This is a genomic window from Streptomyces sp. NPDC057137 (genome assembly GCF_042670825.1).
Taxonomy (GTDB): domain Bacteria; phylum Actinomycetota; class Actinomycetes; order Streptomycetales; family Streptomycetaceae; genus Streptomyces.
Genome location: NZ_JBHUUW010000036.1, coordinates 22049 through 33995 on the forward strand (window position 1 = coordinate 22049; position 11947 = coordinate 33995).

7 protein-coding genes are annotated in these 11947 nt (G+C 70.0%); 5 read left to right on the forward strand and 2 right to left on the reverse strand.

The annotated features are described in order from the left end of the window. Nucleotides 1–336 precede the first annotated feature (336 nt). Entirely contained in the window at nt 337–5418 is a 5082-nt protein-coding gene (locus tag ACFT9I_RS25345; RefSeq protein WP_382567758.1) for an NAD-glutamate dehydrogenase, read from the forward strand. A 324-nt stretch (nt 5419–5742) separates the two neighbouring features. Here the strand turns inward: ACFT9I_RS25345 and ACFT9I_RS25350 are convergent, their stop codons facing one another. Together ACFT9I_RS25350 and ACFT9I_RS25355 are read right to left on the reverse strand one after the other, a co-directional pair. After that, nucleotides 5743–6531, reverse strand: coding sequence for an ABC transporter ATP-binding protein (locus tag ACFT9I_RS25350; protein ID WP_382567760.1), 789 nt, complete (start codon nt 6529–6531; stop codon nt 5743–5745). Then, nucleotides 6524–7468, reverse strand: coding sequence for an ABC transporter permease (locus tag ACFT9I_RS25355; protein WP_382567762.1), 945 nt, complete (start codon nt 7466–7468; stop codon nt 6524–6526). Before ACFT9I_RS25355 ends, ACFT9I_RS25350 begins: the two co-directional genes overlap by 8 nt. Nucleotides 7469–7628: 160 nt before the next feature. On the opposite strand from ACFT9I_RS25355, the gene ACFT9I_RS25360 reads away from it, so the two are divergent. From ACFT9I_RS25360 to ACFT9I_RS25375, 4 genes are all read left to right on the forward strand, one after another. Continuing rightward, entirely contained in the window at nt 7629–8258 is a 630-nt protein-coding gene (locus tag ACFT9I_RS25360) for a TetR/AcrR family transcriptional regulator (protein WP_382567825.1), read from the forward strand. A gap of 242 nt (nt 8259–8500) precedes the next feature. Continuing rightward, the gene (locus ACFT9I_RS25365) at nt 8501–10066 is read left to right on the forward strand and encodes a glycosyltransferase family 4 protein (protein ID WP_382567764.1); all 1566 of its coding nucleotides are present in this window, start codon (nt 8501–8503) and stop codon (nt 10064–10066) included. 125 nt (nt 10067–10191) lie between these two features. Beyond that, nucleotides 10192–10980: a methyltransferase domain-containing protein gene (locus tag ACFT9I_RS25370; protein WP_382567766.1), complete on the forward strand. Its 789-nt coding sequence runs from the start codon at nt 10192–10194 to the stop codon at nt 10978–10980. 59 nt (nt 10981–11039) lie between these two features. Further along, on the forward strand, nt 11040–11897 hold the full coding sequence (locus tag ACFT9I_RS25375) for a TylF/MycF/NovP-related O-methyltransferase (RefSeq protein ID WP_382567768.1): 858 nt from the start codon (nt 11040–11042) through the stop codon (nt 11895–11897). Nucleotides 11898–11947 lie beyond the last annotated feature (50 nt).

The window sequence follows — 11947 nt, forward strand, 5'->3', positions numbered from 1 at the left end:
GGCCACTTGTCACTGGCCGGACCGGCAAATTTCTCGCCCTTCTTTTGTACATTTGCGGTTCATGACGGGTCCGGGGTGCGGCGGGATAGCCTGGGGCCGTGATCAGTGCGATATGCCGTGGGAGCAGCGAAGCTCCCGGCCCGCGCCCGGAGTGCCACAGCGCCCCGGGCCTCGCTGATCTCCACAATCCGGCGCGGCCGTCAAGTTTGGCCAATAACGTCCCGGACATCTCTCATCGCGGCATAGCGTCGACTCAGACCGGAGACCCCGCGTCGTGGCGTTGTGTCGCTTCTTTCATCGACGTCACGCAATGGCGCGCGACAGGAGCCAGAGGACATGCAGACCAAGCTGGACGAAGCCAAGGCCGAGCTGCTCGCACGGGCGGCCCGGGTCGCTGAGAACAGCCCAGCCGGGGGGGCTGAGGGTCTGGGGGGCACCTCCCGGAACAACTCGGCCGCGACGGCGACCGACGACGAGACGTACGACGAGAAGCGTCCTGACAAAGAGACGCTGCTCGCCTTCCTCCACAAGTACTACCTGCACACCGCCCCGGACGACCTCGCCGACCGCGATCCGGTCGACATCTACGGTGCGGCGCTCTCCCACTACCGGCTGGCGGAGGACCGTCCGCAGGGCACGGCCAGCGTGCGGGTCCACACGCCGTCCGTCGAGGAGAACGGCTGGACCTGCACCCACACGGTCGTCGAGGTCGTCACCGACGACATGCCGTTCCTGGTCGACTCGGTCACCAACGAACTCTCCCGGCAGAACCGCGGCATCCACGCCGTCATCCACCCGCAGATCCTGGTACGCCGCGATGTCACCGGCAAGCTCATCGAGGTCCTTCCCGAGAGCCGGGTCGACGGCGCCGAGCTGACGCACGACACCCTGATCGAGTCCTGGATCCACGTCGAGATCGACCGCGAGACCGACCGGTCCGATCTCAAGCAGATCACCTCCGACCTGCTGCGCGTCCTGTCCGACGCCCGCGAGGCCGTCGAGGACTGGGACAAGATGCGCGAGTCCGCGCTGCGCATCGCCGACGAGCTGCCCAGCGAGCCGACCGCCGACGACCTGCGCGACCAGGAGGTCGAGGAGGCGCGCGAGCTGCTGCGCTGGCTCGCCGAGAACCACTTCACCTTCCTCGGCTACCGCGAGTACGAGCTGACGGGCGACGACGCCCTGACCGCCGTGCCCGGCACCGGCCTCGGCATCCTGCGCTCCGACCCGCGGCACACCGACGACGAGGCCCACCCGGTGAGTCCGTCGTTCAACCGGCTGCCGGCCGACGCGCGCGCCAAGGCCCGCGAGCACAAGCTGCTCATCCTGACGAAGGCCAACAGCCGCTCCACCGTGCACCGCCCGAGCTATCTCGACTACGTCGGTGTGAAGAAGTTCGACGACAAGGGCAACGTCGTCGGCGAGCGCCGCTTCCTGGGCCTCTTCTCCTCGGCGGCGTACACCGAGTCCGTACGCCGCGTGCCCGTCGTACGCCGCAAGGTCGCCGAGGTCCTGGAGGGCGCCGGCTTCTCGCCGAACAGCCACGACGGCCGCGACCTGATGCAGATCCTGGAGACGTACCCGCGCGACGAGCTGTTCCAGACGCCCGTCGAGCAGCTGCGCTCCATCGTCACCAGCGTCCTGTACCTCCAGGAGCGGCGCCGGCTGCGCCTCTACCTCCGTCAGGACGAGTACGGGCGCTACTACTCCGCCCTCATCTACCTGCCGCGCGACCGCTACACCACCGGCGTCCGGCTGCGGCTGATCGACATCCTCAAGGAGGAACTCGGCGGCACCAGCGTCGACTTCACGGCCTGGAACACCGAATCCATCCTCTCCCGGCTCCACTTCGTCGTACGCGTGCCGCAGGGCACCGAGCTGGCCGGGCTCACCGACCCGGACGTCGACCGCATCGAGGCGCGGCTCGTCGAGGCCGCCCGCTCCTGGGCCGATGGCTTCGGTGAGGCGCTCAACGCCGAGCTGGGCGAGGAGCGCGCCGCCGAACTGCTGCGCCGCTACGGCAACGCCTTCCCCGAGGGCTACAAGGCCGACCACTCGCCGCGCGCCGCCGTCGCCGACCTCGTACGCGTCGAGGAACTGAGCCGCGAGGAGAAGGACTTCGCGCTCTCCCTCTACGAGCCGGTCGGCGCCGGCCCCGGCGAGCGCCGCTTCAAGATCTACCGCACGGGCGAGCAGGTCTCCCTCTCCGCCGTCCTGCCGGTGCTCCAGCAGCTCGGCGTCGAGGTCGTGGACGAGCGCCCGTACGAGCTGCGCTGCGCGGACCGCGCCCACGCCTGGATCTACGACTTCGGACTGCGCATGCCGCGCGGCGAGAACGGCCACACCAAGGACGACCATCTCGCCGAGGACGCCCGCGAGCGCTTCCAGGACGCCTTCGCGGCCGTCTGGACGGGGGAGGCGGAGAACGACGGCTTCAACTCCCTCGTGCTGCGCGCCGGGCTCAACTGGCGCGAGGCGATGGTGCTGCGCGCCTACGCGAAGTATCTGCGCCAGGCCGGGGCGACCTTCAGCCAGGACTACATGGAGGACACCCTCCGTAACAACGTTCACACCACCCGGCTGCTGGTCTCCCTCTTCGAGGCCCGGATGGCGCCCAACCGCCAGCGCGCCGGTACGGAGCTGATCGAAGGGCTCCTCGAAGAGCTGACCGGGGCCCTGGACCAGGTCGCCAGCCTCGACGAGGACCGCATCCTGCGGTCGTTCCTCACCGTCATCAGGGCCACGCTGCGGACGAACTTCTTCCAGAGCGCCGGCGAGGGAAGGGCCACGAGGGGCCGGAGCGCGGGCAAGGGGCACGACCGGAAGGTCGGGACGGGCCGGGAGAGCACGGTCGACAAGCACCACAGCTACGTGTCGATGAAGTTCGACCCGCAGGCCATCCCCGACCTGCCCGCGCCCCGCCCGGCGTACGAGATCTGGGTCTACTCGCCGCAGGTCGAGGGCGTGCACCTGCGCTTCGGCAAGGTCGCGCGCGGCGGTCTGCGCTGGTCCGACCGGCGCGAGGACTTCCGTACGGAGATCCTCGGCCTGGTCAAGGCGCAGATGGTCAAGAACACGGTGATCGTGCCCGTCGGCGCCAAGGGCGGCTTCGTCGCCAAGCACCTCCCGGACCCGGCCGTCGACCGTGACGCCTGGCTCGCCGAGGGCATCGCCTCCTACAAGACGTTCATCTCGGCCCTGCTCGACATCACCGACAACATGGTGGCGGGCGAGGTCGTGCACCCGGCGGACGTGGTGCGGCACGACGAGGACGACACGTACCTGGTCGTCGCCGCCGACAAGGGCACCGCCAGCTTCTCCGACATCGCCAACGAGGTCGCGATCGCCTACGACTTCTGGCTCGGCGACGCCTTCGCCTCCGGCGGCTCCGCCGGTTACGACCACAAGGGCATGGGCATCACGGCGCGCGGCGCCTGGGAGTCCGTCAAGCGGCACTTCCGCGAGCTGGGCCACGACACCCAGACCGAGGACTTCACGGTCGCCGGGGTCGGCGACATGTCGGGCGACGTCTTCGGCAACGGCATGCTGCTCTCCGAGCACATCCGGCTGGTCGCCGCCTTCGACCACCGGCACATCTTCATCGACCCGGACCCGGACGCGGCCACCTCGTTCGCCGAGCGCCGCCGCCTCTTCGACCTGCCGCGCAGCTCCTGGGCCGACTACGACAAGTCGCTGCTGTCCCAGGGCGGCGGGATCCATCCCCGTAGCGCGAAGTCGATCCCGGTCAACGCGCACGTGCGCCAGGCGCTGGGGATCGACGCGGGCGTGGCCAAGCTGACGCCGGCCGATCTGATGCGGGCGATCCTCAAGGCCCCGGTCGACCTGATGTGGAACGGCGGCATCGGTACGTACATCAAGTCGTCCGGCGAGTCGAACGCGGACGTGGGCGACAAGGCCAACGACGCCATCCGTATCAACGGCGAGGACCTGCGGGCCAAGGTCGTCGGCGAGGGCGGAAACCTGGGCGCGACGCAGCTCGGCCGTATCGAGTTCGCGCGGCGCGGGGCCGACGGCCAGGGCGGCAAGATCAACACCGACGCCATCGACAACAGCGCCGGCGTGGACACCTCCGACCACGAGGTGAACATCAAGATCCTGCTCAACAGCCTGGTGAAGGAAGGCGACATGACCGTCAAGCAGCGCAACAAGCTGCTGGCGGCCATGACCGACGAGATCGGCACGCTGGTCCTGCGCAACAACTACGCGCAGAACACCGCACTCGCCAACGCGGTCCTCCAGGCCCCCTCCCTGCTCCACGCCCACCAGCGGTTCATGCGCCGCCTGGAGCGGGACGGCAACCTCGACAGGGCGCTCGAATTCCTGCCGACCGACCGCCAGATCCGGGAGCTGCTCAACTCGGGCAAGGGGCTGTCACAGCCCGAACTCGCCGTCCTGCTCGCGTACACGAAGATCACCGTCGCCGACGAGCTGATCTCCACCGAGCTGCCCGACGACCCGTATCTGCGCAAGCTGCTGTACGCGTACTTCCCCGCACAGCTCCGCGAGAAGTTCGCCGAGCAGATCGAGGGGCACGCGCTGCGCCGCGAGATCATCACGACGGTGCTGGTCAACGACACCGTGAACGCGGGAGGTTCGACCTTCCTGCACCGGCTGCGCGAGGAGACCGGGGCGTCGATCGAGGAGATCGTACGGGCGCAGACGGCCGCCCGGGAGATCTTCGGTCTCGGCGCGGTCTGGGACGCGGTCGAGGCGCTGGACAACACCGTCGGCGCCGACGTCCAGACCCGGATCCGGCTCCACTCGCGTCGCCTGGTCGAGCGCGGCACCCGCTGGCTGCTCGGCAACCGGCCGCAGCCGGTGGAGATCGCGGGGACGGTCGAGTTCTTCGCCGAAGGCGTGGAGCAGGTGTGGCAGCAACTGCCGCAACTGCTGCGCGGCGCGGACCTGGAGTGGTACCAGAACATCGTGGAGGAGCTCTCCGCGGTGGGCGTGCCCGATGTGCTGGCGCTGCGGGTCGCCGGATTCTCCGCGGCGTTCCCGGCGCTCGACATCGTGCAGATCGCCGACCGTACGGGCAAGGAGCCGCTGGCCGTCGCCGAGGTGTACTACGACCTCGGGGACCGGCTGCGGATCACGCAGCTGATGGACCGGATCATCGAGCTGCCGAGGGCCGACCGCTGGCAGTCCATGGCCCGCGCGTCGATCCGCGAGGACCTGTACGCGGCGCACGCCGCCCTGACGTCGGACGTGCTGTCCGTCGGCAACGGCACGTCGACGCCGGAGGAGCGCTTCAAGGCGTGGGAGCAGAAGAACGCGGCGATTCTGGGGCGTTCACGGGCCACGCTGGAGGAGATCCAGAGCTCGGACTCCTTCGACCTGGCGAATCTGTCGGTGGCGATGCGGACGATGCGGACGCTGCTGCGGACGCACGCGTAGGCCGTCCCCGGCGGGGGCTGTCCTCAAGCGCCGGACGGGCTTGAGTGGGCCGGCCCGGTCGGAAGGGCGGGTCCTGGTGGTGAGGCCGGGGCGGTTGGCCGGGGTTCGTCCGGCGGCCGGTTCGTCCTCAAGCGCCGGACGGGCTGGAAATGCCCGCCGGGCGGGCTGAAGGTGCCGGGCGGGCGGGCTGAACGTGCCGGGCGGGCTGCGTATGCGGCCCGCCCGGCGGGGTCCGGACAACCCGTCCTGGTGCTGTGGCGGATTGGTTTCACCGGGTCCGTCCGGCAGCCGGTTCGTCCACAGACACCGGACGGGCTGAATCGCCTAGCCCTTGCGCTTCTTCGGGGCCGCCGTGAACTCCTCGTATGCCGCTACTACTTCCGCCGCCGGGCCGTCCATGCGGAGCGTTCCCGACTCCAGCCAGATCGCCCGGTCGCAGGTCTCGGTGATCGTCTTGTTGCTGTGGCTGACCAGGAAGACCGTGCCCGCCTCCTCGCGCAGCTCGGCGATGCGTTCCTTGCTGCGTTTCTGGAACTTCGCGTCCCCCGTGGACAGCGCCTCGTCGATGAGCAGCACGTCGTGCGTCTTGGCCGCCGCGATCGAGAAGCGGAGCCGTGCGCCCATGCCGGAGGAGTACGTGCGCATCGGCAGGGTGATGAAGTCGCCCTTCTCGTTGATCCCGGAGAACTCCACGATGTCGGCGTAACGGCTCTTGACCTGCGCGCGCGTCATGCCCATCGCGAGCCCGCCGAGTATCACGTTGCGCTCGCCGGTCAGATCGCTCATCAGCGCCGCGTTGACGCCGAGGAGCGAGGGCTGGCCCCGTGTGTAGACCTTGCCCTCGCTCGGCGGCAGCAGTCCGGCGACCGCCTTGAGCAGCGTCGACTTCCCGGAGCCGTTGGAGCCGATGAGACCGATGGCCTCGCCCTTGTACGCGACGAAGCTCACGCCCCGTACGGCGTGCACCTCGCGCACGCCGGGGCTCTGCCGGCGCGAGACGATCCGGCTGAGCGCCGAGGTGGCGCTGCCTTTGCCGCCCTTGGTGCCGTGCACCTTGTAGGTGATGTGGACGCCGTCGACGACGACGGTCGGAACACTCTCGGTCTCAGCCACGGCCGTACTTCTCCTCCGCCTGCCAGAAGAACAGGAATCCGCCGGCCCCGACGAGTACCGCCCAGCCGGTGGCGACCAGCCAGGCGTGGGGCGGGAGTTGACCGGCGGTGAAGCTGTCGATGAGCGCGAAGCGCATCAGGTCGATGTAGACGGCCGCCGGATTGCATTCGAGCGCCAGCCGGACCAGGTGCGGGACGTCCTGGTTCTTGAAGACCGTGTCGAGGCTCCACATCACGCCGGACGCGTACATCCAGGTGCGGAGCAGGAACGGCATCAGCTGCGCGATGTCCGGCGTCGACGCGGTCAGCCTCGCGACGATCATCGCGAGCCCGGTGTTGAACACGGTCTGGAGCGCGAGGGCGGGCACGGCCAGCAGCCAGGCCGGCCTCGGGTACTGCTCGAAGACGGCCAGGATCACGGCCAGCGCGCCCAGGGAGAACAGCAGCTGTTGCAGCTGCTGGAGGGCGAAGGCGAGCGGCAGCGAGGCGCGCGGGAAGTGCAGGGCGCGTACGAGGCCGAGATTGCCGGAGATGGCACGGGTCCCGGCGTTGATGGTCCCGGCGGTGAACGTCCAGATGAAGACGCCGGTGACCAGGAACGGTACGAAGTCCGGCACCCCGTGCTTGGTGTTGAGCAGGACGCCGAAGATGAAGTAGTAGACCGTCGCGTTGAGCAGCGGCGTCATGATCTGCCAGAGCTGGCCGAGCTTCGCCTTGCTGTACTGCGAGGTGAGCCGGGCGGTGGCGAAGGCCGTGACGAAGTGGCGGCGGGAGTGCAGCCCGCGCAGATACGCGGGGAGCGAGGGCCGGGCGCCGCTCTCGGTCAGACCGTGCCGGGCGGCGAAGGCGCGCAGGTCCTGCGGGAGGGGGGCCGGCCGGACCGAGGGGGCTGTTTCGGGGGCCCGGACCGGGGCGGGGGGTGCGGTCGTCTGGCTCACAGAGGTCGCTTTCGACGAGGGACATCGAACGGAGGCGGCGGGGAGGCGGCGAGGCGGGTGAGGCGGATGAGCGACGGAACGGGACCGTTTCGTCGTAACGAAGAGGTTAGAACGGAAGTACGTCGCAACGCAACCGTTTCGTCGTGACGTGCATGACGCTATGCTCGGCGCCATGCCCACGGACCCCCGCCTCTCACGCCGCGCCCCAGCGGGAGCCGCAGTGCTCCGTGAGGACGTGACCGACGCCATCCGCTCCGCCGTCTTCGAGGAACTGGCCGCCGTCGGCTTCGCGCGGATGTCCATCGAGGGCATCGCCCGCCGGGCCGGTGTCGGCAAGACCGCCGTCTACCGGCGCTGGAAGTCCAAACTGGCGCTGGTGCTCGACCTGGTCTCCGCCGTCGCGGCCCAGGGGCTGCCCGTACCGGCGACCGGTTCGCTGTACGGAGACGTACGCGCCCTGCTCGAAGTGGCGTCGCACGCCCTGCGCCACCCGCTGGCCTCCCGCGTCATCCCCGACCTGCTGGTGGAGGCCGCCCGGCACCCGGAGATCTCCGAGGCGATCAAGTCCGCGCTGCTGGACCGGGAGCACGGCATCGCGGCCGTGGTCGTACGCGAGGCCGTCGCCCGCGGCGAACTGCCCGAGGGCACCGACCCCGACCGGGCGCTCGACCTCATCGCGGGCCCGCTCTACTGGCGTCTCGTCGTCGTACGGGGCGACCTGCCCGCCGGCTATCTCGACGACCTCGCCGCCACGGCGGTCACCGCGCTGACCCGCGACCGCACCGCCTGACCTGACCTGACCCGGCCGACCGTCCCTCGTATCCACGGGCACCGTCCCGGCATCTCGCAGCCGCCGTACGGGTGACATGACCCCGGTCTCCGTAGCCCTGGTGGATGAATCTTCGTTGCCCGTGTGGGGGAGACCAGGGCAGGTCCTTCCGCGAAGACGAGCCAAAGGACGGGCGCCCCATGAGTGTCGCTTCCACACCAGATTCAGGGCGGCACCCAGGACGCGGCCGAGGCCGGGTCGTCATGCTGGTCGACAACGCCGTCAACGGCGACTCCCGCGTACAGAAGGCCGCCCGCTCCATGGCCGACGCCGGCTGGGACGTGGTGCTGCTGGGCCAGTCCCCGGACCGCGACCGGCACCGCTGGACCATCGGCGACGCCGAAGTCCGGCTGGTCCCCGTCGTGATGACCCTCGCCAAACGCCGCCGGGACTACCGCAGAGTCGTCCTGCCGCGCCTCTTCGCCTACCGGCGCGGCGGCATCGCGCACCATCGCAAGCAGTGGGTGAAGGCCTGGCGCGCCGATCTGCTGGCCCGCAGGTCCGCCGAGGGCCGGCGGTTCCTGATCCGGCGTACGGCGGCTCGCATCCTGGCCCGCTGGGTCGGCTTCCGGCACCGCCAACTCGCCCTCGTGGAGGGCAGACGCAATCCGGACTCGCTGCCCGAGCGACTCCGTACGGCCATGTGGCGCGCCCTGCTCGGCGACCGCTGCTGGCGCAGGCTGGAGCCGTACCTGTGGGACTACGAGTTCGCCTTCGGCCCCGTCGTCGACGCCCTCGAACCTGATCTCATCCACGCCAACGACTTCCGGATGATCGGCGTCGGCGCCCGCGCCGTGCACCGCGCGCGGGGCAAGGGCCGGAGCGTGAAGCTGGTCTGGGACGCCCACGAGTATCTGCCGGGCATCAAGCCCCGTGCCGGGTACCGGCGTTGGATGCCCGCCCATGTCGCGCACGAACGGGAGTACGGGCGGTGTGCGGACGCCGTCGTCACGGTCTCCCAGACCCTGGCCGAGCTGCTGCACAAGGAGCACCGGCTGCCCCGGGTGCCCGCCGTCGTGCTCAACGCCCCCGGCGGTGGCCCGCCCGCCGACCGCGCCCATGAACCCGTGCCGGATCTGCGGCAGTTGTGCGGCATCGACGCCGCCACGCCGCTCCTCGTCTACAGCGGCGCCCTCGCCCCGCAGCGCGGGCTCGCCACGCTCATCGAGTCGCTGCCCCAACTGCCGGGCGCGCACGCGGCGCTGGTCGTCCCCGCGCCCGACGGATGGGTCGTACGCAGGGTGCTCGACCACGCCGCCGAACTCGGGGTCGCCGACCGCGTCCACCCGCTGCCGTACGTCCCGCACTGGCAGATCGTGCCCTTCCTGGCCGCCGCCGACATCGGCGTCATCCCGATCCACCACTGGCCGAACCATGAACTCGCCCTGATCACCAAGTTCATGGAGTACGCGCACGCCAAGCTGCCCATCGTCGTCAGCGACGTGCGCACCATGGCGGCGAAGGTGCGCGAGACCGGGCAGGGCGAGGTGTTCCGCGCGGAGGACACTGCCGACTTCGTACGGGCGGCGCGTGCCGTGCTCGCCGATCCGGCCGCCTACCGCAAGGCGTACGACAGCCCCGGACTGCTGGAGCAGTGGACCTGGGACGCACAGGCCGACATCCTCGACTCGGTCTATCAGGGGCTGTTGGCGGTCCCGGCGGAGGCGACCGCAACCGCGACCGCCGCCGCGACGGTCCCCCAGGGCGAACCGGCCACCGAGGACGAGGAGCCGGAGCCGGGCGACCCGGCGGGTGCCACGGCCACCTGACCGGAGGCGCGGGTGACCACGTGACCATACGGCCGTACGGGCGTTGATGTCCTCGAACGTCGGGAGACGTCACCGGCGTCGGGGGAGCGCCGCACCCAACGAGCCGGATTGGAAAGTGAGTCACCGTGCACAGGTCCGCGTACGAGCAGATGGAGCTCTGCGTCAAGGAGTACATGCCCGCGTCCGGCCGCCACCGGGTGGTCGACCTGGGGTCGCGCGTCTCGCCCAAGCAGTCCCTCACCCACCGCGGTCTGCTCGACGGTCGCGATGTCGAGTACATCGGCGTCGACGTGCTCGACGGTCCGAACGTCGACATCGTGATGCCCAAGCCGTACCGCATTCCGGTACGGTCGCGCACCGCCGACTTCGTGCTGTCGGGGCAGGCGTTCGAGCACATCCCGTTCTTCTGGGCGTCGATGATGGAGATCGCCCGCGTCCTGCGGCCCGGCGGCCTGGCGTTCGTCACCGCCCCCTCGCGCGGCCATGTGCACGACGCGCAGGACTGCTGGCGGTACTACCCCGACGGGTTCCGGGCCATGGCCGCCTTCACCGGGCTCGAACTGGCCGAGGCGTACACGGACTTCCCGCCGATGAAGGGGATCCGCTTCGACTACGCCGCCATCGACGGCAAGCGCGCCTACTGGGGCGACTCGGTCGGCGTGTTCCGCAGGCCGAGTCGGCCGAGGCGGCGGCTGTGGGAGTACGCCGTACGGGAGTTGACCGTCCGTTACGCGAACCGGGTGGGCGGCGTCGAGGGCATTCCGCTGCCCGAGCCGGTCGAAGGGCGTGACGGGTGCGGCAGAGGGGCACCCGTCACCGCGCCCGCCGCCCCTGTCGTGCCTGCTCCGGCCACGGAGGCACAGCCCGGAGCCGTACAGCCCGTAACGGCTGAGTTGCACACGAAAGAGGCATAAACCAACGTGAGTTGACGAAAGGTGACATCGGCGGAGTTCTCCGCGTACCGTCCGTCGGCATGGCATGGCGAAGCGCAGTGAACGGCGCACTCGAAAAGCTCACCGGATATCAGCTCAGGCGGATCCCCGTCCCCGCCCCGCGGTCGGCGACGCCGACAACGCCGGCGCCCCCCGTCGTACCGACGCCGGAACCGCCGGCCGCGGAGCCGACGCCCAAGCCCAAGCCGAAACCGAAGCCGGCGGCGCTCCCCGCCGACTACGACGACGAGGCGAAGGAGATCATCCGCGTGGTCAAGCCGTTCACGATGACCTCCCCGGAGCGGCTCAACGCCTTCATCCTGGCGACCCGCCATGTCGTACGGCACAACATCCCCGGTGACATCGTCGAGTGCGGAGTCTGGCGCGGCGGCTCGATGCAGGCCTGCGCCAAGACGCTGCTCGCGCTCGGCGAGACCGACCGCGACCTGCACCTCTTCGACACCTTCGAGGGCATGCCGCCGCCCACCGCCGAGGACCTGCGGCGCGACGGCAAGTCCGCCGAGGACCTGCTCGCGGCGCAGGGCAAGGACCGGCCGATCTGGGCGATCGCCTCGCTGGAGGACGTACAGGCGGGCTTCGAGCAGGTGCCGTACCCCGGCGAGCGGGTGCACTACGTGCAGGGCATGGTCGAGGACACCGTGCCGCAGCAGGCGCCCGAGCAGATCTCCATCCTGCGCCTCGACACCGACTGGTACGCCTCCACCAAGCACGAACTGGAGTTCCTCTACCCCCGGTTGGTGAGCGGCGGTGTGCTGCTCATCGACGACTACGGCTACTGGCAGGGCTCCCGCCAGGCCGTGGACGAGTTCCTGGAGAAGACGGGCGAACGGCTGCTCATGCTGCGCATGGACGAGGGCCGGATCGCGGTCAAGCCCTGAATCCACCCCCGCTGTTCAGTAGTTCAGAAGTTCAGAAGTTCGGAAGGACC